The sequence below is a fragment of the uncultured Mesonia sp. genome (genome assembly GCA_947499595.1).
Classification (GTDB): domain Bacteria; phylum Bacteroidota; class Bacteroidia; order Flavobacteriales; family Flavobacteriaceae; genus Mesonia; species Mesonia sediminis.
This window is the reverse complement of sequence record CANMOY010000010.1, coordinates 55576-80071: the sequence shown is the minus strand read 5'-3', so window position 1 is coordinate 80071 and position 24496 is coordinate 55576. Positions and strand designations below refer to the sequence as shown.

Below are 24496 nucleotides of genomic sequence, written 5' to 3'. Positions count from 1 at the left end.
AACATAAAGTTCGGGTTTTTCAATTTAATCAATTGTTATTAGTCAACTTTTAAAAATTTTCCGTTTCCGTCAAATTCCAATTCGGTACCGTTGTCTAAACCAATTTCGTGTTTACCGTCTTCATATTCCCATTCGGTAATCTTTTGTTCAGGATATTTATTTTGCACAAAGTAACTTACTTTTTCAGGAATTAAAGCCGCAGGAATTTCGGTATCACCTTTTATTTCGGTAAGGTAACCTTCAATATTAAAATCCATTTTAGCACCGTTTGCAAACTTCACTTGAAAAGCTTCTTGACGGTCATCTTTATCTATATTTACTTTATCTACCTTCCAAGCCTTATAATGCTTCTGAATAACATCTTTTGCTGGTTGTGGTAAGTCGTTTACGCTTTGAGCTTGCATAAAGCTAAAACTAAAAAGTGCCATTGCTCCACCTAAAATTATCTTTTTCATAATATTTTAAAATTTAAAATTCAACTTTGTTTTTATGTTTACCCAAAGCTATTAAAATAATTTCTGTCTTGTATTAAAATCATGTGAATTTAATTCGCTTTAACGTTATAGGCCTCCTTTTATAATTTAATTAAGGTTTAGGTAACTTAGGTTACGAAAAGTAGATCAATATACAAATACCTTTGTTTAAAATTAGAAACAATGAAGGTCAAGTTTTTACTGTATATTTTCGCTTTAAGCGGATTTTTAAGTCAAGCACAGGAATACAACCTGCTTACTCAACAGGAAGTATTAGCACAGGTGCAGAAAAAAAATGCTAAAATTAAAATTGCGGGGTACAATACGCGCATGGCGCAAGCCGACTATCAACAAAGTGCCGCGGTATTCTTACCCGAACTAGGAATTTCTCATCAGGCCACCACCACTACCAACCCCTTGATGGCCTTTGGGTCTAAACTCAATCAAGAAATCTTAACACCAATTGATTTTGACCCTATGCGCTTGAATAATCCAGAAGCCATAGAGAATTTTCAAACCAAGGCCAGCATACAAATGCCTTTACTTCATTTAGACGGTATTTATGAGCGAAAAGCAGCCAAAAAAGCCTGGCAAGCAGCTCAATACCAAGAACAGCACACACAAACTTTTATGATATATCAGGCCAAAATGGCTTATATGCAATTGCAGTTAGCACACAAAAACTATGCGGTATTGCAAAAAATTTTAGTCGCCGCACAAGCACACTTCAAAATGGCTCAAGACAATCGAGCCGCCGGTTACTTACAAGATGCCGATGTACTTTTGGTACAAATGCGGGTGAGTGATATTCAAACCAAGTTGAACTATGCTAAAAGTGCTATTCAAAATGCCTCTGATCATCTGAATTTATTGATGGGCAATAATTTGGCCACTGCCTACCAACCAGCAGATAGCCTGCAACTACAAATGGTTGCTTTAAATACAAATTATAATTTACAACAGCGTAATGATATAATGGCGAAGAAACAGGCTACCGAGGCTCAAAAGAATTTATTACGGGCAGCGCGCATGCAATTTTTACCCCAACTTGCAGCCTTTGGGAGCTACCAATGGCACGATGATGCACTATTTGGAACACAAGCCGAAGGCTATTGGATAGGTGCTCAAATAAGCTGGACACTCTTTGAGGGCGGCCAGCGATTTGCTAAAAACAAACGCGCTAAAAATGAATGGGAAAAAGCCGTTCTTGAAACCAAAGATTATGAACAAGAGAGTTTAGCAGAGCTTGAGCAAGCAAAACGCCAGTTACAAGATGCAGAGCGTGAAGTAGCAAAAGCCGAATTGGCAGTAGAGCAAGCAAAAGAAGCGCTTCGCATAAGAGCTAACCGCTTTAAAGCCGGACTCGAAAAAACCACCGAACTTTTACAAGCAGAAGCGGTCTATGCACAAAAACGCTTACAGTATTACAAAAGCATTTATGGCTACAACCAAGCCTTATATTATGTCAACTTTTTAACCAATTAATGATGAAAACACGATTCTATAAACCTTTACAAATGAAAAATATATTATTCCCTGTTGGCCTAGTCATAGCCTTATTGTTTATCTCATGCAATAAAGAACAGTCGGCTGCAAAAACTCAACAAGCCAATCCGGTTGCGGTAAACCTTTTCACGCTTAAAAAAGCACAAGAAAATCAACCTTATATTATGGTAAGCGGTACGGTCGCAGCCGATAATGCAGCGCAGATAAGCACTCGGCATATGGGTTATGTGAAAGCTGTGTATGCTAAACTAGGCGATAAAGTAAAAAAGGGTCAGAGCTTGATTAACATTAGCAATACAGAGCTTTCGGCTCAATTGGCACAGGTAAAAGCCAAGCAGACAGAGGCTAGAGCGGCTTTTCTAAATGCTCAAAAAGATTACGAACGCTATACCCAACTCTTTAAACAAAATAGTGCCACCCAAAAAGAACTAGATGATATGCAAACCCAATATAGCATGGCGCAAGCTCGCTTAAAGGCCGCGCAAGAAATGCAAAATGAAATTGAGTCGCAATTTGCATATACACAAATAAAAGCACCTTTCACCGGTACTATTACTAGCAAAAATGTTCAAGTAGGCGATTTAGCCAAACCAGGGCAGGTATTGATGCAATTAGAAGGTGACCAAAGTTTATTGGTTGAAACCCGTATCCCCGAATCCGATATTAATCGTATCAATCAGCAAGATAGTGTAGCGGTTTATTTAAGTAGTATTGACCAGCGACTTAAAGCCGAAGTCTTTGAGTTAAGTAATTCGGCACGCTTTACAGGCGGACAGTATACATTAAAAGTTCGTTTAATTAATCCGCCAGCGAGCGTAAAAGCTGGAATGTATGCTCAGGTAAAACTCCCAATTGAATTAAAAAAAGACCACGAATTGCAAGCCGCTCCGCTTCTAATTCCTAAAGAGGCTTTGGTAAAACAGGGTCAATTAACCGGAGTGTTCACCCCTAGCCTTCAAAACACCGCCGTATTACGTTGGTTGCGCTTGGGTCAAGATTTTGGTGACCAAGTAGAAGTTTTGAGCGGTTTATCTCCTGAAGAACAAATTATTATTAATTCACAAGGCAGGTTGCAGAACGGAACCCCCATTGTTAAAAAATAAATCGGATGAAAGAAGGTATTGCTGGCAAAATTGCCAAATCGTTTATACAGTCAAAACTCACCATATTATTGATGATTGTTTTTATGGTGGTAGGCGTATGGAGTTCGTTTTTGATTCCGCGCGAAGAAGAACCGCAAATTGAAGTGCCGATGGCCGATATTTTTATCGGATATCCGGGAGCCAGTCCTCAAGAGGTAGAATCGCGTGTAATTGAACCACTAGAAAAGATACTAACCAATATTACGGGAGTAAAACATGTGCAAGCCGTAGCACAGAAAGATGGTGGGATGCTTATTGCCCAATTTTATGTGGGCGAAGATACCGAACGATCCTATGTTAAACTTTACAATGAGATTCAAAAACATATGGATTTGATGCCCAGCGGGGTAAGTATGCCTTTGGTAAAAACCAGAGCCATAGACGATGTACCCGTTCTAGGTTTAACCCTATGGAGCGAGCATCTAGATGATTATATGCTAAAACAAATCGCACAAGAAACTCGAAACGCCATTGAAAAAATACCCGATGTAAGTCAGACTTCAATCATTGGAGGCCGTAGTAAAGAAATGCGCATCAGCATAGACAAAAACAAGCTACGAGAGCGTCAACTTGATTTACAACAGGTGGTGGAATTAATCGGTGCCAACAACCATAAACAGTACGTAGGTAAATTTAATCAAAACGATACTGAGTACCAGGTTAAAACTGGTAGATTCTTAAAAAGCCAACAAGAAGTTGAACAATTAATCGTAGGCACACAAGCCGGTAAACCTGTTTATCTTAAACAAATTGCACAAATAGAAGAAACCCCAGAGCGATCAACCACTTATGTCTCGCTTGGTTTTGGTAAGGGACACGATGCGCAACAAGATTTTCAAAGTGAATATCCAGCAGTAACCTTATCTATAGCCAAAAGAAAAGGTGCTGACGCTATGCAACTTGCCGATAAAATTTTAGAAAAAGTAGAGAGTCTAAGGGCTTCCACCCTAACTCCTGATGTACACGTAGAGGTAACGCGTAATTATGGTGAGACCGCTTCGCAAAAGGTAAGTGAACTATTATTGCACCTTATTGGCGCCATTATAGCGGTAACTTTGGTGGTTATGATGGCTATGGGCTGGCGCGGTGGTTTAGTGGTATTTTTATCTGTACCCATAACCTTTGCCTTAACCTTGCTAAGCTATTACATGCTCGATTACACCTTAAACCGTATTACCTTATTTGCTTTGGTTTTTGTTACTGGTATTGTGGTAGATGATTCTATTATCATTGCCGAAAATATGCACCGGCATTTTAAAATGAAAAAATTAGCATTTAAAGATGCTGCATTATATGCTATTAACGAAGTAGGAAACCCTACCATATTGGCAACTTTTACCGTAATTGCTTCGGTGTTGCCTATGGCTTTTGTGAGTGGTATGATGGGCCCCTATATGAGTCCGATGCCTATTGGTGCCTCTATTGCAATGATTCTATCTTTATTTGTAGCTTTAACCATTACCCCTTATTTAGGTTTTATTTTCTTGCGTGAAAAAGAGAAAAAAGAGGCTAAGCCTAAAGCTCAAAAAGAAGGAAGAGGTATAATTTATAATCTCTACAATAAATTCGAGCGTCCGCTATTAGAACGCAAAGCCTGGCGTTGGGGATTTTTACTGGGCACCTTCGGTATTTTATTTTTAAGTATGGGTTTATTTTTTACCGAGAGTGTTGCCGTAAAAATGCTACCTTTTGATAATAAGAATGAATTTCAGCTCATTATCGATATGCCCGAAGGCACAAGTTTAGAACGTACCGCAGTAGTGACCCGAGAAATCGGACAGTTTTTAAAAACTCGTCCAGAAGTAGTAAGTTATCAAAACTATGTGGGTACCGCAGCTCCTATAACCTTTAATGGTTTAGTGCGTCATTATGATTTACGTGCCGGTAGCCATACCGCCGATATTCAAGTAAATTTACGCGATAAGAAAGATAGGTCTGAGCAGAGCCATGCTATTGCAAAATTGCTAAGACCGCACATTCAAGCAATAGGCGATAAATTTGGTGCAAATATAAAAGTGGTAGAAGTACCTCCGGGTCCGCCGGTGTTATCGACTATAGTAGCCGAAATATATGGTCCCGACTATGATCAGCAACTACAATTGGCTAAAGATATAAAACAGCTTTTACGCAATACTTCAGATGTAGTAGATGTAGATTGGATGAGTGAAGACCTTTATGAAGAGTACAATCTAATAGTTAACCAAGACAAAGCGATGCTTCAAGGTATAAGTACACAGAAAATTGTACAAACTGCACAATTGGCTTTGGCTGAGCGGTCAATTGGTAGAGTTTACCAACCCGAAGCTGCAGAGGCGGTGAACCTTGTATTGAGTTTAACAAATGCTCAAAAGAACCATATTGACGCTATCACCGATTTAAGTATAAAAAATGCAAACGGACAAATGATTCCCTTGCATTCATTAGTAAGCATTGAAAAACGCCAAGCACCACAAAGCATTTACCGCAAAGACCAAAAACGAGTGGTTTTTGTTACCGCCGATATGGCGGGAGTTCTCGAAAGTCCGGTTTATGCTATTTTAGGAATGACCCAAAAACTAAAAGAATTGGATTTGCCAGTAGGTTATCAAATAGATGAGCTGTACTTAGGTTCCCCAGAAAATGAAACCGATTATACTGTTAAATGGGATGGAGAATGGCAGGTAACTTTAGAAGTTTTTAGAGATTTAGGTATCGCCTTTTTAGGGGTAATCATCATAATATATATGCTTATTGTAGGTTGGTTTCAAAACTTTAAAGCCCCTATCGTAATGATGGTAGCCATCCCATTGTCTTTAATAGGCATTATTCTAGGGCATTGGATGATGGGTGCCTTTTTTACGGCTACCTCATTTATTGGCATGATTGCCTTGGCAGGTATTATGGTGCGTAACTCAGTACTACTCATTGATTTTATTAACCTGCAACTTGCCGAAGGAATGCCCTTTAAAGAGGCGGTGATTGAAGCGGGTGCAGTACGTACTACCCCTATTCTGCTTACAGCTGGAACAGTTGTCATTGGCGCCTTTGTAATTTTGTTTGATCCAATATTTCAAGGACTGGCTATTTCACTAATGGGTGGTACCATAGCCTCTACTTTTTTAACGCTACTGGTAGTGCCTTTGGTGTATTACTTAGTTGAGCGTAAAAATCATCCGTAAAGTAAAAGATAAATGCTAAATAAATAATTAAATAAAAATAAAGAATATGATTAATAGATGGATAAGAGCAATTGCTGGTAGTTTTGTTATAATAAGTGTTTTACTGGCCGTATATGTAAACTTGAATTTTTTATGGTTTACAGGTTTTGTAGGAATTAATCTCCTGCAGTCCTCCCTTACTAAATGGTGTCTTATGGAAGATATCCTCAAAAAATTAGGGGTAAAAGAAGCAGGAGATTGCTGCTCAAGATAAGAGTAAATTCTTGAAAATTATAAATGGGTCGTCTAAGCTAATGCTAGATGACCTTTTTTTATTTTTAAATTTTAATTTGATTAAAAGTAATAGGCTTGTGAGCTAAAATACTTTTTATGGCGTTGGGGTACTTTTAATAATAAAACAAGAGGTTTCTTATGATTTTAAAGTACACAATTCCGCTTAAAGCGGATGTATATACCGTATAGGTACAAAGGGTTAAAATATAAATGGAACGAAATTTGACCTAAGTTTAAAAAACATCATCATGAAAAATATTGTACTTCTTTTATTACTCACTTTCGGTAGTGAAACAGTGTTTGCAGACTGCTCGATGAGTGGAATAACTTTCTTTCCAGAAGAAAGAGAAATTGGCTTAAATTCAAAATTTATCATCCAAGGATACGCTTCAAGTCAAAAAACAATAAATAGTTTCAAAAACAAAAAAGTTTATCTTGAAAGTGAAACCGGTGAATTAATTGAACTGAATCTTGAAGAAATACACGTAGGACAAATGCAGTTAACCCAAGCTGTTTTTTGTTCCTCTATAGAATTAAAACCCAATACAAAATACTATATTAATTACGCTGACCAATCTAAAAATGAAAAAAGAGAGAGCGTTTATTGGAGAACAACAGACAAAAAGGAACTCGAGCCGCTAAAGTCTAATCTGAAAATTGAATTCGAAAAAACCGAAGTTATACATTATGGTTGTGGACCAGCTGCTAATGCTATTTTCGTTATTAAAAATAACCCCGAATCTGAAATTTGGTACAAGACTGAAGTGGTTGACTTAAGCTCCGACATTAAAAAAACATTTTATATTAAAGCTCAGAATGCCAAACTAAATGTTGGACATGGAATGTGTTCGGGTGCATTTAGATTTAAAAATAAAGGAAAATATAAAGTTAGGTTCACGCCAATGAATACTGAAGGGAAATCATTAAAAACAACCGATTGGACAACCTTTAAAAGTCCGTTTAGTTACTAATATATTCTATGCCCATTGCTAAATCTATGATTAATGGCTTGTCTTCGCTTACTTTTAATTCGTAAAGTATTGGCAGATGCAGGACTATTTGCTTGGTGAATACTTGCCAAGTTAACCGTAAAATTATAAAGCTTCGCATAGTCAAAATCCTTTTTCTAAAACAATTGATTCTATTTGAGCATTTACTTTATCTGCTCGCTTTATAGATAAATTCCTACATCCCAATGTTTAAGGCTATATTTAAGTCAACGCAATTCTAGTTGCTCGTGCAGCTCATTTGCTATATATCTGCATCAGAATGTAATTTACCTATATGTTTGGCATATGAAATCTCTTATTGGTCACGCCCAATACTTAGTACTATTTTTTCTTTTAAGCAGTAGCTACATTTTCTAAACAAAACGCGGATCTTTACGTACGGCTTGTTTTTCTATACTGCTCACTATAATGCTGGGGTACTCATAAGCGTAGGTGAGCTTACCTACAATTTTATAAATACCCATACCATAAATAGGGAATTGATTGTAAGTTGCTGGAAAATGTACCGTATCAAAAACTTCAAACCAAGCGTCATAGAAAGTTCCAAAAGCCATATATGCCCCTTTGCTGGTTTTTGTGGTTTTTAAGCAAATTAAATCGCCGTAAATACAAATGCTTTTACCTGCCCAAGAAGAGAAGTGGCGCACGCCTAGCTTGCTGCTTATTTTATGTTGAAGCAGTTGAAACGGATGGTACACATGAAATCCCAAAAGATGCATTTGGTCATAAGCATCACTCAAAAAATTTTGTTCTAAAGCCGGTAACTCATATTTCTTTGTGGGATTTACAAATAGCTTTTGTTGCCAGCGATTGACTTGCTGTTGATACGGATTTGTAGAAAGCTGAAAATGAGCTTGCCAAAGCAATTCATATTTAGATTGCCCCGTGAATCTAAAGGCTCCAGCATTAATCAAAATACTTACTTGCTCGATAGAAACATTTAGCCGATTTAAAAAGTCTTCGAGCGAGCGGAATGCGCCACCAAAATTTCTTTCTTCTAAAAGTAATTGTATGTTTTTTTGTTCTAGTTCTTTTAAGTATCCCAGACCCAAATAAACATCTTGTTTATCAATAGTTAGAGCAAAATGACTCTGGTTTACACAAGGCAAATGCACACGCCCTCCGCAGTTTCGCAGCTCTTGCAAGTAGGTTTGCATACCATAAAATCCGCCTCCATTATTAATAACAGCCACCATAAATTCTAGAGGAAAATAACATTTTAAGTACAAACTTTGATAGCTCTCTACCGCATAAGATGCCGAATGCCCTTTAGGAAAAGCATATCCGGCAAAAGAAGCTATCTGTCCCCAAATTTCATGTATAATTTCTCTAGAGTAACCTTTTTGCAGGCAGTTGCTTATAAACTTTTGTTCTATGCGCTGCATTTGATTTTTAGAAGTTTTTTTACCGCTCATCCCACGGCGTAAAATATCGGCATCTTCTAAGTCTAAGCCAGCAAAGTGATGCGCTACCTTCATCACATCCTCTTGATATACCATAATACCGTAAGCATCGGGCATAATCTGATTCAAAACCGGGTGCGCTTCTTTTCTTTTTTCGGGTTGTCGGTGTCTTTTGATGAACTCTTCTTTCATACCTGCACTAGAAACCCCGGGGCGTATAATCGAGCTGGCAGCAACTAAATTCAGGTAATTATCGGTTTTTAGTTTGGTTAACAAAGCACGCATACCGGGAGACTCAATATAGAAAACGCCCATGCAATCGCCTTGAGCTAGCAGAGCATTTATACGCGTGTCTTGTTTAAAGTCATCTACCTTATTGATGTCTTTAAGTTTAGCCTGAGGTTGATTGGCTTTTATTAAAGCGAGTGCATCGGTGATTTTTGAAAGACCACGCTGAGCCAAAATGTCAAATTTATGTATACCAGCTTCTTCGGCAATATGCATATCTATTTGTATGGTAGCAAAACCCTTGGGTGGCATAAAAGTGGCGGCATAATGAAAAACCGGTTGATTTAAAATGAGAATACCACCAGAATGCACGCTTATATAATTGGGAAAACCTGCTATGTATTTGCTGTAGCGTAACACCAAGCGCTCTAAATGATCGAGCTGATTATCATTAAACCTCCCTTTACTCAAACGGTCTATTTGTGCTTTGGGCAAACCAAAAACTTTACCCAACTCCCTAATTACCGCTTTGCGTTTAAAAGTCACATAAGTACCCATCAAAGCGGTATGCGTATATTTAGAGAAAATATACCGGGTGATGTCATCTCTATCTTTCCAAGAAAAATCGAGATCAAAATCGGGAGGTGAACTGCGTCCTGCATTGATAAAGCGTTCAAAATACAAATCGAGTTCAATAGGATCTACATTGGTGATTTCTAAAATGTAAGCCACTACCGAATTGGCTCCACTACCCCGCCCAATATAGGCGTAATTCTTTTTTTGAGCGTAGCAAATAATATCATAATTAATAAGAAAGTAAGAAACAAAACCCAACTTAATAATTGCATTCAGCTCGGTTTTTACCCGTTGCATCACCTCCACCGATGCTTGTGGGTAACGTTTAGGTAGCTTTTGGTAGCACAAATCTTTTAATCGCTTTGTATCTTCCTCTTGAGTTTTGCCCAGTAGCTGTAAGTTTTTATTGTATTGTACCCCAAACTTAAAATCTACCCGACAGTTAGCCAGTAATTCTTGAGTTTGCTTGAGCAAATAGTCGATACCCTTACAGGACTGCGTTATTACTTCTGGGGTATAAAAAGTGTGTTTTGCTTGGCCTTGCTGCGCTTCAGGCAGTTTGCTTAACAAGCAATTTAAATCGATGCTTCGCAGTAACCGATGTGCATTAAAATCTTTTTTGTTTCTAAAACTTAGGCTTTGTAAGAACACCAGTTTTTCTTTTGGATAGGCTAATTTATTCCGCTTTAGCGAAAGTAAATCCGTAAAGCTAACTCCCACGTAATGCTGGGATAAAAGTGAAAAGCTTACTAACTTTTTTAGGGCATGTATCGGATATATGAAATAACAATTAGGTAAATTAGGCGCTTGAAGCGGAAAGTCTTGCTGCTGCTCTAAATACTGTGATAAAAACCGATTGAGCTCATAATATCCTTGGTTGTTTTGCGCGATTCCTACGTAGAGTTGTTGATGTTCGTTTCTAAAATCTACTCCTACACGCGGACAAACACCGCGCTTTTGCGCATGCTTTATAAACGATAAGCAAGCCGATGTTGAGTTGATATCGGTTAATACAAAATCTTGAACACCCTGTGCTAAAACCCAGTCACAGAGCTCATCTTCTGGTATTACCCCGTAGCGCAATGAAAACCAAGAATGACAGTTTAAATACATTGTTATTGTTTTCTGTGAGCTAAAACCATAGGAGGTTCACCGTTAAACGGATTTCCCATGCCGCCAATACTTTTACTATCTAGTGTAGAAGCCTTTAAAATGCTGCGTTCTCCAAACCTGTTTTTTATCTTATCAATAGATTGGTATAAATCGATTAATTTTTGTGAATCATCAAACAAATTGATTTGATGATGCCCCCCTACTAGCCCCGAAAATTTAAGCCCGATAAGTCTTATGAGCACTCTTCTTTGGTACAGCTGCTCAAAAAGTGCTAAGGCTTGAGGAACCAGTAAATGATCTGCACTGGTATAGGCTATTCGGGTTTGTTTGCTTTGCGTTTGGTAATCGGAGTATCTGATTTTTACCGTAACAATTGAGGTTAGTTTTTGTGCGTTTCTTAGTTGATAAGCCAAGCTTTCTGCCATGGCTTGTAGGCTATTTTTTAAACGCACTACATCTATTGTGTCTCGGTTAAAAGTGCGCTCCATAGAAATTGATTTGCGCTCGTGATAAGGTATAATAGGGCTATTGTCTATACCTTGTGCACGCAACCAAATGGTTTTTCCGTTTTTACCCAATACCTGCTCAATCACAGCCAAAGGCATTTCTTGCAAAGTTTGTATGCGTTGTATGCCCATTTGCACTAATTTGGTGTAGGTTTTTTGACCTACCATAGGAATCTTTCTGGTTGATAGCGGAGCTAAAAAATGCTTTTCTGTTCCTTGAGGTATATAACGCTCATTATTGGGTTTAGCCTCGCCTGTAGCTATTTTTGAAACTACTTTGTTTTGAGATAAGCCTACAGATATAGGCAAACCGCTCTCTGCAATGATCTTTTTTCTGAGGTCAAAAGCAAATTGCTGCGTACCAAAAAACCGATCCATTCCGGTTAAATCAACATAAAATTCGTCTACACTGGCTTTCTCGAAAGCAGGTACCTCTGCCCTTATGATTTCGGTCACCAAGTGAGAATATTGCGTATAAGTAGAAGCGTTGCCTTTTATCACAATAGCTTGCGGACAAAGTTTGCGGGCCACTTGCATAGACATACCGCTGTGTATACCATAACTTCTAGTCTCATAACTGCAAGCCGCCACTACGCCACGATCGCCTAAGCCACCTACCAAGATGGGTTTTTGCTGCAATCGATTGTCTAAAAGACGCTCTACAGATACAAAAAATGTATCTAAATCGAGGTGTAATATAGCTTGAGGTTTCATTGATTTAAGGATTTATTCCTTCTTAATGGATTTATTCCAAAATTAAAACAATAACTAGAGTTTTGTATGTTTATACGTGTTAAATTTTACCAGCTAAAAAACAACTATTTGATTTACAAGTAAGTAAACAAACAAATTCTTAATTCATAAAATTCACCCGGCACGTCTACTGTTTATATCTATACAAAGTTTGTTTGCTTCTTATTAAAGCTTTATCATAAGTATCCTGAGTCCACGGTGAGTCCACGGTGAGTCCACAGTGAGTCCACTAAAAAGTGGACTAAGGTATACGCATACTAGATTCAATATGGATTTAGAATAAAGACAATATGATTTAAACCCTGCTTTGATATAAGTTTAGTATACTTAAAAACTAAATCAGCTTTAAGGAAATGTGATTAAAGGGAGTAATTAATTTTAATTACCGTCTCGGATTTAAAATGCAGCATTTAATGAATCAGGCATTCCATTAAAACTTAGCACGCAAAAATTAAAGCATTTAGAGCTAAATTAAGAGGAGTAAGAAGAACTGAATTCTTCCTGTATAGACTTGAAAAATTATTTGCTTAAAAACTCAAAAACCCAGAAAATAGTTTTGATCCCATTATTAGTCATCAACAAGAGATACCTGATAAAAACGAAAAACCCTTACTAAAAAATAGTAAGGGTTTTTGTGATCGCGACAGGATTCGAACCTGTGACCGTCTGCTTAGAAGGCAGATGCTCTATCCAGCTGAGCTACGCGACCATTGCTGTTAGCGGTTGCAAATATATAACTGTTTTTAAAAAAATCAAGCTGTTTTCTAACTAATTTTATTTTTTTTTATTTTAACCTGAGCAACCTACTCAAAATCAAATTTGAAGATTTAATTTTTTTTGAAGTATACCGTTTTGGCATTTACAAATTCTTTGATTCCAAAAGTACCTAGCTCTCGACCATAACCCGATTCTTTGGTGCCACCAAAGGGTAGTCTTGGATCGCTTTTTACCAATTCATTCACAAAAACCGCTCCGTCATCAAACTGCCCGATCAAAGCTTCGGCCCTTTCGTAATCTTCGGTAAAAATAGAAACTCCTAGTCCAAATTTAGAGCGGTTAACCAAATCAATCGCTTCTAAATCTGTTTTAAAGGGAGTAATTCCCATTACGGGTCCAAAGGTCTCTTCTTCAAAAATACGTGCTTTTTTATGCACATCGATTACAACAGTGGGTTCAAAATAAGTTTTTCGGCGTTTGCCACCTAGAATTAAGCGAGCGCCTTTGGTAAGTGAATCTTCGAGTTGTTTTTCTAGTTCTTCGGCTAAGTCTTCTCTCGCCATTACACCAATAAAGGTATCTTCATCTTGAGGGTTACCGCTTTTTAATTCGCGTACCTGCGTGATGAATTTCTCAACAAATTCAAGATAGACAGATTCTTGAACCAAAAGCCTTTTTCCCGCAATACAGCTTTGCCCTGTATTCTGAAAACGCGCTTGAACGCATGTTTTTACGGTTTCTTCTAGGTTGGCATCTTCAAAAACCACTAGAGCATTACTTCCACCCAATTCCAATACCGAAGGTTTTATTAATTCGCTTGCTTTTGAAGCTACTGCGCTACCTGCCGGTTTGCTACCGGTTAGACTTACGGCTTTAACCCGATCGTCTTTGAGTATGGAATTTACCTTCTTGCTACTAATCACTAAATTTTGGTAACAACCTTCGGGAAAACCGGCTTCATTAAAAGCTTCTTCAATAAGTTCTGCACATCCCATCACATTGCTAGCGTGCTTTAAAAGCACTGTATTACCAGCCATTAAGGTAGGTATAGCAAACCTGAATACTTGCCAAAACGGATAATTCCAAGGCATAACGCCCAGAATAATACCTAAAGGATCATAACGCACCAAAGATTTATACGCATCGGTTTCGATAACTTCATTCTGCAAAGCTTCGGCTGCGTTGTCGGCATAATAATCACAGACCCAAGCGCATTTTTCAACTTCGGCTTTAGCCTGGCTGATGGGCTTACCCATTTCTTGGGTAATCATCGCTGCATATTGATTGGTATTTTCACGTAAAACTTGGCCTATAGCTCGTACAAATTTAGCACGACTACTCAAGCTATGCGTGCGCCAAACTTTATATTGTTTTTCGGCGCGTTTAAGTTTTTTATTGAGTATTGATTTTGTGTCTTGGCGGTATTTTTTTATGGTCTCTCCCGTGTACGGATTTGTAGATTTAATCATAGTTTCATTTTAGGTTAAAAATAAGCATCTGGAGTAGAATTCAATTTTTTATTAAGATGATTTTAACGTGTAGCTCTAGGCATTTTCTGTATTTTTATTAAAAACTAGTTTTATCTGTTATGAAATCAAGATCTGAAGCACTTTTTCAGTTAAGACCAAATTTAAACCTAACTACCTCTCCCCTTCAAAATCCGCTTGAGCATTTTCAAAACACTTGTTTACGACCTATTTTAAAATTCCAGAATGAGCTGCTGTTAGAGGTTTTTAAAATGCATATCAGCAAAAGGAAAAACCTGTTTTATATTTTAAAAAAAGAGGATCGCCCAACGTATATTTCAAATGAAATCAGCAAAGACAATCAGCTAAGAAAATTATTACAAGGAATCACGCTAGCGCTTTTCACCTTTGAGGAATTGAGTTTCTACCAGGAAAATAAATCTGAGATCAACAAACGTATCAACCGGCTTATCGCGCAACGCTTAATCGATCAGCTACAGCTACTAGAAGCTTAAAAAACTAAAAACCTATGCGTAAATCACGAAAGAATAAAGTAAAAAGTAAAAAATCAATTGTAAACCAAATACCAGGAAAGGTAGTTTATGTAGGTGAAAAACAAACTCAAGATACCCTAATAGAAGTATTTGAATATAGTAAAGACTTTTTAACTTATAAGAAGTTAGCACAGGTTGAAGATGCCTTTACTTATAAAGACAGTGAAAATATTGCTTGGATAGATTTTGATGGCTTGAATAATACCAAAGCTATTGAATCTTTAGGAAATCACTTTGGTTTACACCCGTTATTGTTAGAAGATATTGTTAATACACGCCAACGGCCTAAAATTGATGTGTATGAAGATTATATTTTTTTACAAGTAAAAATGTTGTATTATGATACACAAGATGTTTTAATAAAAGAACATGTGAGCATTGCTTTTGGAGAAAATTATGTAATTAGTTTTCAAGAAGCAGAAAGTGATGTTTTTGATGGTGTAAGGGAGCGATTGCAAAATGCACAAGGCCGCTTGCGTACCTTTAAAACCGATTACCTAGCTTATGCCTTACTCGATGCTATTCTTGATCATTATTTTGAGGTGGTTGAACAACTGGCCGAAAAAGTTGAAAATTTAGAAGATAACCTGTTTACTAACAATGTAAACAACCAAACAGCGCTAGATATTCAAGAATTAAAACGTGAAATAATTAGAGTGCGTAAGGCTATTTTTCCCGTCAAAGAAGTTATTGCACGCCTAGAAAATGGATCGCATAAACTCATTGAAGCACGTACAAAAAATTACTTGCGTGATTTGCACGACCACGGTATACAAGTAGCTGAAAATATTGAAATATACCGAGAAATGACTTGGGGGCTTATGGATATGTATATGAGTAGTATTTCTAACAAAATGAATGAAGTGATGAAGGTACTAACCATTATGGCAAGTATTTTTATACCTCTTACTTTCATCGCAGGTATTTACGGGATGAATTTTGACCATATGCCCGAGCTAGATTTGGAGTATGGTTACTATTATGCTTGGGGAGTAATGATTTTAATAAGTTTGGCATTAGTAATTTACTTTAAGCGTAAAAACTGGTGGTAAAACGAAACAGCTTTTCTTTAGTAAACTGAACCAATGATTGTTTTAGTAGATAAACATTTTTTGATTTTGCTGGCTGGTTATGGATTTATTTCGGTTTTTGCCGGAATTATGTTGAGGACATACCCCCCTAAGAAGATCAATTCTTTTTATGGTTATAAAAGTTACCGCTCTCAAAAAGGTAAAATCTACTGGCTTAAAGCGCAACAATTTGCGGCAAAATATATATTGCAAATAGGACTTATAAGCTTGTTTTGCGCTCCGTTAGATTTACTAGAAATATTTTCTCCTTTTTGGTCTGCCGTCTTTGGTTTAACTTTTATAGCGATAACAATCGTTTGGCTCTTTTTAAAAGTTGAAAAAGGTTTGAAAGCTCTAGAATAACTAATTTAATTGGATTCAAGCTTTTGATTTTCTTTTTCGGTAATCTAACCAAATAAAAATTCCGTAAAGCAAAATACCAGCTCCACCAATATAATATAGACTTTCTTTTAGCTTGTCTATACTGCTCGAGAAATAAGCAATGGCAACACTTAAAGGAATAATACCAGCTAAGGTAGCACCTATGAATTTAAGAAAATTCATTTTCATTCCACCTGCAATAAAACTGATGGCATCATTAGATAGAAATGGAGAAATGCGAAACAACAGCACGCTTAAAAACCCATATTCTTTTACCCAAAAACTTAATTTTTTATAATTTTTCTTTCCTGAAATTCGTTTGATATTATGGTGCCCAATTTGTAATCCGAGTACATAGCCTAAACTCGAGGCAATAAACACACCGCTTACCGAAATGGCTACCGCTTCAAAAAAGCCATAAGCCAATGCCGCTACCACCATGGGTAACCAAGAAGGTACCACGATTAAAAACATTTGCAAAACAATAATTAGTACTAAAATTAGTGCTCCCCAAAAACCAAAGTCGCTTATAATTTTTTGTACCTCTTGGGTATTGCCCGCTAAGAGTGCCGCCCACAAATCTTGGGTAACCGATTTAAAGCTCGGAATAAAAGCATAGCAAAGCCCTAAAATGCCAAATACCAATAAACTAATGAAGACTGCGCTATATTTTTTTAGGAGATTTTGCATGCTATAAACTATTGCTTTACGGATTTAATTTTACTTGATGCAAGATAAGTCCAGAAGCCGGAGCAATATGTTCTAGTTTTATGTCATTATCAGGATTTAAAGTTGATTTGATAAAGTCAAGGTTTACATCTCCCCTACCTAGATCGATAAGCGCTCCCATCATAAGTCTGATCTGATGCCGTTTAAAACCGCTACCTTTAATTTTAAAGACATAACTTTTTTCTGGAAAAAAATTAGCTGTGTACACATCATTCTCCACTAATTCACAAGAAAAAATCTCTCCCGTTGTAACCGTTTGCGGACTAGGTCTAAAAGCATAAGCTCTAAAATCATGCTTTCCTACAAATAAGCTAGCTGCTTGAGCCATTAAATCAATATCCAGATCATCTTTTACATAGGCCATAAACGGCGCAGCAAAGGGATGAAATTTTTTAGCAAAAGCAAAAAAGTAATGGTACTCCTTCACTTTAGCATTTTTTATAATGTTAAAATCACGGGTGGTCTCTTCAATTCCTAAGGCGCGTATGTCGGGTGGTAGATTCTTGTTCAACAAATCTAGAAATCCGTCGCATTCTAACTCATTTTCATAAAGAAATAATTCGACATAAGTTTGGTTTACCGAAACCTTAGCATCTGTTCTGCCTGCTGCGATTACCTTAAACCGTGCCCTATCTAAAATGTATGAAAGCGTGCGTTCTAGCATACGTTCTACCGTATTAACATCGGGTTGTTTTTGCCAACCATGGTATCTAAAACCCAAGTACTGAAGCTTAATAAGATAATAATAGCGTTGGGGTTGCATGATTTAAAAGTTACTTTTAGGTCAATTATAACAAAGAAAAACCCGTTTAAAAAAAATTAAACAGGTTTTTAACTGAATAAAATTATTATTATTTGTCATTGAGAATTATTGGCATTCCGGTTTCACCACCTCCAATAATTACTGTTTTGGCATTATTTGAACGCGCTAACTCTAAAGTTGCTTGAATTCCTTTTTCTTGTAAAACCTTATCGGTTAAGGATTCGCTTAAAATACGATTTGCACGCGCCTTACCTTCCGCTTCAATTTTTTGACGCTCGGCTTCTTTGGTCGCTTTAGTAAGTCTAAACTCATACTCTAAAGATTCTTGCTCTTGTTTTAATTTACGTTCAATCGCATCTTTAATACTAGGAGGCAAAGTTACATCACGCACTAAAATTTCATTGAGCTGTATGTATTGGTCATCTACAATGTTTTCGGTTTCGGTGTAGATTTCCTCTTGAATGGCATCTCTCTTCGAGGCATATAATTGTTCTGGTGTATATCTACCTACCACACTACGTGCTGCAGAGCGAATAGCTGGTAATAATACACGTTGCGTATAATCTTCGCCTTTTTCTTGATGTAATTTACCTAGTTTTCCATAAATGGGTTGAAACCAAGCCGATGCATCAATTTTTATCTCTAATCCATTGCTAGAAAGCACTTTCATTTTTTCGAAGACTTCTTGTTGTCTCACCTCATAAATAAAAACATCATTCCACGGCGCAACAAAGTGAAAGCCTTCACCCATCGGGGGTTCATCTGTAACCACACCTCCGCCAAAAGTTTTGTAAAGCACTCCAGCCTCTCCTGAGCCGATTGTAACCGTTGATTTAAATACAATAATTAATACCACTACACCAATAAATATAGCAGGTAAAGCAATTTTAGGTAATTTTTCCATTTTTAATATTTAAGTTAATCCGTTATATTTTCTTAAAAACCATTCTAGACTTAGCAACAACACCCACAAGGCTAAAAGCCACTTGAATTCTATTAATTCTACTTTTTTAGTAAGCGTGCGTTGTACTGGTTTGTATACATCTGTTTGAAGTAGTTTTGTTTTTAAAGATAAAAAATCTTCACTGTAATACAAGGTATCGCTAATCTTATTAAGTTCGCTTACTTGCGCATGGTTAAACTGCTCTTCTATATCAAAGGCAGTTACCACAAAATCACCGGTTTGCAAGCTATTTTCACCCTCTACTTGGGCGGTAAAAGTATAAGAACCAGGAGCAAGCGCTCCTAAATTGGTCACATAATTGCCATCTACATAATTTAGACTGTAATTTTGTATAGAATCATCTTCTTGTTTCACCACTCGAAGATTTATCGTAGCTTGAGCGTCTTCTCGATAGTTTTTATCTACATACTGTGCTTGCATTCTAATGGGCTCGCCTTGATTAAAAATCGTCTTCATTTCGACCTTAAGTCTTTCACCGCGATTGTTATCGCCTAGAAATTGTATTATGTCGTTTATAAACAAATCGAATGCTTCAAAATTTGCTAAATCAGCAAAATTCTTTACACGCCACTGCCATAAATTCTCTCCAAAAACAAGTCCGATTCTACGTTGCCCACTATCCACAAAGTAAACTACAGGTTGCTGTGTAGCAACCCCGTTTATGTTTTGTTGCAATAAGGCCTGCCCCTTGCCCAAATTACTTATTTCGCCAAATTGATCGCTCAAAGGCGGATAATCTAAAAAATTGATTTTACTGGGTTGATACAAAGAGAAGTTTTCATTCAATTGCGCTTGAAACTCCTCATTTTGATTGATTTTTAATTCTTTCCGGAAAGAAGACTGAATCCCATTTAGAAAATTATAGTCTGTTTTTGTACCCCCAATCAATACATAATTTTTTTGAGTTTTATCTAAGTAATCAAATACCCATTCAAAGTTTTGATTAGGTTGGTACAGAACAAAGTTGGTGTATTCGCTTAAATCATCTTGTTTTAGCTCATCGATTATTTTAATATGGGCTTGGCGTTGTTTATTGCTATTAATGCTTTTTTTAAGCGCTCCTAAATCGGGGTGCAAAAAACTGCTAAGAATTAACACCTTAGATTGCTGGTCGACCACTTCAATATAAAAATCTCTTTGGTTGTTCTGTATGTTTTTTTCTTGATTTAAAGGAGTGATAGAAGTAGTATATTTATGTTTACCTATACGCTTGGCTGGCAGCATAATCTCTACTTGTTCTCCCTGCTTATCGGCGCTAAAGCTCAGCTTTGTCTCATGTACCACTCGCGTACCTTTTTTGATTAACAATTTAGACTGAACACTGGCGTCTCCTTGATAGTTAACAAATATTTCTACAGGAAAACGTTGGTCTAAAAAAGCATACGGATTCACATTGAGCAAATCGATGTATACATCGGCGTGTTGGGTGGTGTCTCCTACCACAACCGGAAATATTTCGCTTTGGTATTTACGGGCAGCATAAACAGGTGGTGTACCTTGGGTAGCGTTGCCATCTGTAATTAAAATAAGTGGAGCGTTGGATTCTGGGTATAAACGTGCAAGTTGCTTTAAGGCCTTACCTGGATTACTTGCATTCCCCGTAAATTCTGGTGTTCTAGAAAAATGCAATTCTTCATCAAAGGTAAAAGATTTAACGTTAAATGCCTCTTTGATCTCTTGGTCTTGAAGTATTTCTTGTAAAATTCTTTTTGCTTGTTTTTCTCCCTTTAAAAAGCGTACCGATTTAGAATTATCGGAAACCACTACCAAGTTTGGTTTTTCAACACGAACTTGGTTTTGTTCAAACTTGGGATTGATAAGTAAAATCAATCCTACCAATACCGTAAAAAAGCGTAAGACACTAAAATATTTCCAGTGTTTTACGCTTTTTTTCTTTCTAGGAAAATAATATAACCCCAATGCTGCTACAGCGCTTAGCAATACGGCTATTCCTAAAAATAATACAGTAATTAAGCTCATGCTTTTAGGTTAACATCCCGCCATCAACGTTGATAACTTGTCCGGTGATGTATGCACTCATATCAGACCCAAGGAAAACACATGCGTTTGCAATATCTTCGGGTGACCCACCTCTTTTTAAAGGTATAGCCTGTCTCCAACCCTCAACGGTCTTTTCATCTAATTTATCGGTCATTTCAGTTTCAATAAAACCAGGCGCAATCACATTACTACGAATATTTCTGCTTCCTAACTCAAGGGCTATAGATTTCGAGAAACCAATCATTCCTGCTTTAGAAGCTGCGTAATTAGCTTGACCAGCATTTCCTTTCACACCTACTACAGAACTCATATTGATGATACTTCCTTTTCGTTGTTTCAACATAGTACGTTGTACCGCTTTGGTCATATTAAAAATAGACTTTAGGTTCACCTCAATCACCTTATCAAAATCTGCCTCGCTCATACGCATGAGCAGATTATCTTTAGTAATACCTGCATTGTTAACAAGAATGTCTATACTATCAAATTCTTCATTAACTTGCTCTACCAGTTTTTGAGCTTCTTCAAAATTGGCTGCATTACTTTGGTAAGCCTTGGCTTTTACACCTAAACTTTGTAATTCTTTTTCGAGTTCTTCGGCTGCTTGTTTTGATGAGCTATAGGTGAAAGCTACATTGGCGCCTTGTTGAGCAAAGGCTAAGGCAATACCTTTACCTATACCACGACTTGCTCCTGTAACAATTGCGTTTTTACCTGCTAATAATTTCATGCTTTTTAAGTTTGATTTATCTAAGTATTTAGCCTTGAGCAATAAAATACTTTGCTCAAATATAATAATCTATTTAAGTTTTTCAATAAAAAAACCCCGCTTTGTTTTAAGCAGGGTTTATTCTTTATTTCAGTTAAAAATTAGCCCATTACTTCGGCTACTTTTTTACCGATTTCTGCTGGTGAATCTACTACGTGAATCCCGCATTCTCTCATAATTTTCTTCTTAGCTTGAGCAGTGTCTTCACTACCTCCTACTATGGCACCTGCGTGACCCATTGTTCTTCCTGCTGGAGCAGTTTCTCCGGCAATAAAACCTACGATTGGTTTTTTAGAACCGCTAGCTTTGTACCATTTTGCTGCATCGGCTTCTAATTGACCACCAATCTCACCAATCATTACCACACATTTGGTGTCTTCATCATTAATCAATAATTCTACCGCTTCTTTGGTGGTAGTTCCAATGATAGGGTCTCCTCCAATACCAATTGCAGTAGTAATACCTAAACCTTCTTTTACCACTTGGTCTGCTGCCTCATAGGTTAAAGTACCTGATTTTGAAACAATCCCTACATTTCCTGGTTTAAAAACAAAACCTGGCATTATACCCACTTTGGCCTCACCTGGAGTGATAACTCCTGGGCAGTTAGGACCAATAAGTCTACAATCTTTATCTTTGATATAATCTGAAGCCTTAATCATATCGGCTACAGGGATCCCTTCGGTTATAGTAATAATTACCTTAATTCCTGCATCGGCTGCCTCCATAATAGCATCGGCTGCAAATGCCGGCGGTACAAAAATAATACTGGTATCTGCATTCACTTCTTTTACCGCTTCAGCAACTGTATTGAATACTGGCTTACCCAAGTGCTTTTGCCCTCCTTTACCAGGAGTAACTCCTCCTACTACATTGGTACCATATTCTATCATTTGTTCGGCGTGGAAAGTACCTTCACTTCCAGTAAAACCTTGTACGATTATATTTGAATTCTTATTTACTAAAACACTCATAATTTGTTCTTGAATTTATTGTCTTGCAAATTTAACTTTTTACTTGAAACTCTAAAAGAAAATGACTTCTTTTTAAAGGACTGATTATACAGCCTATGAATCAATTAATTTAAAACACTCATCAACTCTAACTCGGTTACCAAATCCTGCTCAAATCTTGCTAATAACATGAAGGTAGCTACGGGATCTACCTCATCTGGATTCTCGATGGTAGTCATCCAAAAAGTAAATTTACCCGCTACAGTATCTTCTTCTTCAATTAAATGGGAAAAATCGGCATTAAGCTCTTCGTACGATTTGCCCATTTGCTCAATTTTATTTTGAAAGGCTTCATACCCCAAGTGCTGCGTTCCTTGAGCACTCATCCATTTTATTTTAATTTCAGGAGCTAAAAATTCTTTCATCGCATCGGGATTTTTATAGAAAGAAGACTCTAATAATTGTTTGATACGTTGCTTTTTGTTTTTACTCATTGGATTTTGCTTTTTTTGGGCTTGATAAATCTTTTAATGCTGCCATTTCTCGATAAGCTGTTCTTGTTTCCTTTGCTGGGGAACCGAAATAACTTTTACCCGCTTCTAGGTTTTTACCTACACCTGATTGCGCCATCACAACAGCTTTCTTTTTAATCACCACATCGCTTTTCACACCAACTTGGCCCCATAGGGTAACCTCATCTTCTATCACCACACAACCGGCTATACCAGTTTGACTGGCAATAAGGCACTTCCTACCTATTTGGGTATCGTGACCTACGTGCACTTGGTTATCTAATTTAGCACCTTGTTGAATTATAGTATCTCCAGATACACCTCGATCTATGGTACAAGATGCTCCAATATGTACATCGTTTTCTATGACAACCCGACCACCCGATAAAAGTTGATCAAAACCTTCTGGTCTATTTTTATAATAAAAAGCTGCGGCTCCCAGCACTGTGTTAGCGTGAATTTCTACGTTGTCGCCAATTATGGTATGATCATAAATACTCACATTACTGTGAATTATACAGTTAGAGCCAATTTTTACATGATTACCTATAAAAACATTAGGTTGGATAATGGTATTATTTCCTATTTTGGCGGTTTTACTTACCGAATCGTATGATTTTTGAAAAGGCTTAAAGTGTTGGGTTAAGCGATTAAAATCTGTAAAAGGATCTTTAGAGATCAACAGCGCCTTACCTGCTGGGCAGTCTACTTTTTTATTTATTAAAACCACACTAGCTTGAGATTGCAATGCTTTATCATAGTATTTAGGGTGATCTACAAAAACAATATCACCCGGAGTAACAACGTGAATTTCGTTGATACCGGTAATTGGAAATTCCGCATCGCCCAAAAACTCTATGTCTAAAATAGAAGCTATTTGCGCCAAAGTGTAAGGCTTAGGAAACTGCATTACTTAATACGCTCTTTATAGGTGCCTTTTTCTGTCTCTATTTTAATCATGTCGCCTTCATTAATAAATAATGGGACATTTACTTCGGCTCCGGTTTCAACCGTTGCAGGTTTTGTGGCGTTTGTGGCCGTATTACCCTTAACCCCTGGTTCTGTAAAGGTCACCTTAAGTTCTACATGCGGAGGCATTTCAACAGAAAGTGGTGCGTTATCTTCTGTGTTGATTAAAACGGTTACCACCTCTCCTTCTTTAAGTAATTTAGGAGCATCTAGTGCCGCTTCTAATAATCTAATCTGGGTGTAATCTTCGGTATTCATAAAGTGATAGAATTCACCGTCTTGATATAAAAATTGAAATTTATGCGTTTCTACACGCACTTCATCAATTTTATGCCCTGCCGAAAAAGTATTATCTAATGTTTTACCAGTAGTAACACTTTTAAGTTTGGTTCTTACAAAAGCAGGCCCTTTTCCTGGCTTTACGTGTAAAAACTCTACAATTTTATAAATATCGTGATTGTATCGAATACAAAGTCCGTTTCTAATATCGCTTGTTGTTGCCATAGT

General features: G+C 37.1%; 21 protein-coding genes and 1 tRNA gene. 8 read left to right on the top strand and 14 right to left on the bottom strand.

The window, feature by feature from the left end:
- Positions 1 to 38: 38 nt before the first annotated feature.
- Positions 39 to 455, bottom strand: coding sequence for a PepSY-like domain-containing protein (locus ACH2AZ_RS11135; protein ID WP_379046443.1), 417 nt, complete (start codon positions 453 to 455; stop codon positions 39 to 41).
- Positions 456 to 656: 201 nt separating this feature from the next.
- Here ACH2AZ_RS11135 and ACH2AZ_RS11130 point away from each other — a divergent pair, with 201 nt between their 5' ends.
- From ACH2AZ_RS11130 to ACH2AZ_RS11110, 5 genes are all read left to right on the top strand, one after another.
- Positions 657 to 1958 (top strand): TolC family protein, encoded by a 1302-nt coding sequence (locus tag ACH2AZ_RS11130; protein ID WP_394907898.1) that lies wholly within the window; start codon positions 657 to 659, stop codon positions 1956 to 1958.
- Positions 1959 to 1990: 32 nt separating this feature from the next.
- Positions 1991 to 3082, top strand: coding sequence for an efflux RND transporter periplasmic adaptor subunit (locus ACH2AZ_RS11125; protein ID WP_379046448.1), 1092 nt, complete (start codon positions 1991 to 1993; stop codon positions 3080 to 3082).
- Positions 3083 to 3087: 5 nt separating this feature from the next.
- Entirely contained in the window at positions 3088 to 6279 is a 3192-nt protein-coding gene (locus ACH2AZ_RS11120; RefSeq protein ID WP_394907897.1) for an efflux RND transporter permease subunit, read from the top strand.
- Positions 6280 to 6325: 46 nt separating this feature from the next.
- A complete protein-coding gene (locus ACH2AZ_RS11115; RefSeq protein ID WP_379046454.1) occupies positions 6326 to 6532 on the top strand; it encodes a DUF2892 domain-containing protein in 207 nt (68 codons plus the stop codon).
- 268 nt (positions 6533 to 6800) lie between these two features.
- On the top strand, positions 6801 to 7523 hold the full coding sequence (locus ACH2AZ_RS11110) for a hypothetical protein (protein WP_394907896.1): 723 nt from the start codon (positions 6801 to 6803) through the stop codon (positions 7521 to 7523).
- A 392-nt stretch (positions 7524 to 7915) separates the two neighbouring features.
- On the opposite strand, the gene ACH2AZ_RS11105 is transcribed toward ACH2AZ_RS11110, so the two are convergent.
- The 4 genes from ACH2AZ_RS11105 to ACH2AZ_RS11090 all read right to left on the bottom strand — a co-directional run bounded on the left by ACH2AZ_RS11105 (position 7916) and on the right by ACH2AZ_RS11090 (position 14327).
- Positions 7916 to 10882, bottom strand: a complete 2967-nt coding sequence (locus tag ACH2AZ_RS11105; RefSeq protein ID WP_394907895.1) for a DNA polymerase III subunit alpha — start codon at positions 10880 to 10882, stop codon at positions 7916 to 7918.
- A gap of 2 nt (positions 10883 to 10884) precedes the next feature.
- The gene (gene dinB / locus ACH2AZ_RS11100; protein WP_394907894.1) at positions 10885 to 12102 is read right to left on the bottom strand and encodes a DNA polymerase IV; all 1218 of its coding nucleotides are present in this window, start codon (positions 12100 to 12102) and stop codon (positions 10885 to 10887) included.
- Between the two features lie 674 nt (positions 12103 to 12776).
- A tRNA-Arg gene (locus ACH2AZ_RS11095) sits at positions 12777 to 12850 on the bottom strand.
- A gap of 118 nt (positions 12851 to 12968) precedes the next feature.
- Positions 12969 to 14327 (bottom strand): NAD-dependent succinate-semialdehyde dehydrogenase, encoded by a 1359-nt coding sequence (locus tag ACH2AZ_RS11090; RefSeq protein WP_394907893.1) that lies wholly within the window; start codon positions 14325 to 14327, stop codon positions 12969 to 12971.
- A gap of 119 nt (positions 14328 to 14446) precedes the next feature.
- Here ACH2AZ_RS11090 and ACH2AZ_RS11085 point away from each other — a divergent pair, with 119 nt between their 5' ends.
- Genes ACH2AZ_RS11085 through ACH2AZ_RS11075 form a run of 3 tightly spaced genes read left to right on the top strand, consistent with a single transcriptional unit; the run spans position 14447 to position 16311 of the window.
- Entirely contained in the window at positions 14447 to 14839 is a 393-nt protein-coding gene (locus ACH2AZ_RS11085) for a glyoxalase (protein ID WP_394907892.1), read from the top strand.
- A gap of 14 nt (positions 14840 to 14853) precedes the next feature.
- Positions 14854 to 15930: a magnesium/cobalt transporter CorA gene (corA, locus tag ACH2AZ_RS11080; protein ID WP_394907891.1), complete on the top strand. Its 1077-nt coding sequence runs from the start codon at positions 14854 to 14856 to the stop codon at positions 15928 to 15930.
- 33 nt (positions 15931 to 15963) lie between these two features.
- The gene (locus ACH2AZ_RS11075) at positions 15964 to 16311 is read left to right on the top strand and encodes an SdpI family protein (protein ID WP_394907890.1); all 348 of its coding nucleotides are present in this window, start codon (positions 15964 to 15966) and stop codon (positions 16309 to 16311) included.
- 15 nt (positions 16312 to 16326) lie between these two features.
- On the opposite strand, the gene ACH2AZ_RS11070 is transcribed toward ACH2AZ_RS11075, so the two are convergent.
- The 9 genes from ACH2AZ_RS11070 to efp all read right to left on the bottom strand — a co-directional run bounded on the left by ACH2AZ_RS11070 (position 16327) and on the right by efp (position 24493).
- Positions 16327 to 17019: a TVP38/TMEM64 family protein gene (locus ACH2AZ_RS11070; RefSeq protein ID WP_394907889.1), complete on the bottom strand. Its 693-nt coding sequence runs from the start codon at positions 17017 to 17019 to the stop codon at positions 16327 to 16329.
- 16 nt (positions 17020 to 17035) lie between these two features.
- Positions 17036 to 17821 carry a tRNA pseudouridine synthase A gene (locus tag ACH2AZ_RS11065; protein ID WP_394907888.1) on the bottom strand — a complete coding sequence of 262 codons (786 nt, stop codon included), beginning with the start codon at positions 17819 to 17821 and terminating at the stop codon, positions 17036 to 17038.
- Positions 17822 to 17909: 88 nt separating this feature from the next.
- A complete protein-coding gene (locus ACH2AZ_RS11060; protein WP_394907887.1) occupies positions 17910 to 18725 on the bottom strand; it encodes a prohibitin family protein in 816 nt (271 codons plus the stop codon).
- 9 nt (positions 18726 to 18734) lie between these two features.
- Positions 18735 to 20765: a hypothetical protein gene (locus ACH2AZ_RS11055; protein ID WP_394907886.1), complete on the bottom strand. Its 2031-nt coding sequence runs from the start codon at positions 20763 to 20765 to the stop codon at positions 18735 to 18737.
- Positions 20766 to 20769: 4 nt separating this feature from the next.
- Positions 20770 to 21516 carry a 3-oxoacyl-[acyl-carrier-protein] reductase gene (fabG, locus tag ACH2AZ_RS11050; protein ID WP_147860786.1) on the bottom strand — a complete coding sequence of 249 codons (747 nt, stop codon included), beginning with the start codon at positions 21514 to 21516 and terminating at the stop codon, positions 20770 to 20772.
- Positions 21517 to 21656: 140 nt separating this feature from the next.
- A complete protein-coding gene (gene sucD / locus ACH2AZ_RS11045; protein WP_379046492.1) occupies positions 21657 to 22529 on the bottom strand; it encodes a succinate--CoA ligase subunit alpha in 873 nt (290 codons plus the stop codon).
- 104 nt (positions 22530 to 22633) lie between these two features.
- Positions 22634 to 23002, bottom strand: a complete 369-nt coding sequence (locus ACH2AZ_RS11040) for a nuclear transport factor 2 family protein (protein WP_394907885.1) — start codon at positions 23000 to 23002, stop codon at positions 22634 to 22636.
- Positions 22995 to 23930, bottom strand: coding sequence for a UDP-3-O-(3-hydroxymyristoyl)glucosamine N-acyltransferase (locus tag ACH2AZ_RS11035; RefSeq protein ID WP_394907884.1), 936 nt, complete (start codon positions 23928 to 23930; stop codon positions 22995 to 22997). Before ACH2AZ_RS11035 ends, ACH2AZ_RS11040 begins: the two co-directional genes overlap by 8 nt.
- Positions 23930 to 24493 (bottom strand): elongation factor P, encoded by a 564-nt coding sequence (gene efp, locus ACH2AZ_RS11030; protein WP_394907883.1) that lies wholly within the window; start codon positions 24491 to 24493, stop codon positions 23930 to 23932. The genes ACH2AZ_RS11035 and efp overlap by 1 nt, the downstream gene beginning before the upstream one ends.
- Positions 24494 to 24496: the final 3 nt, after the last annotated feature.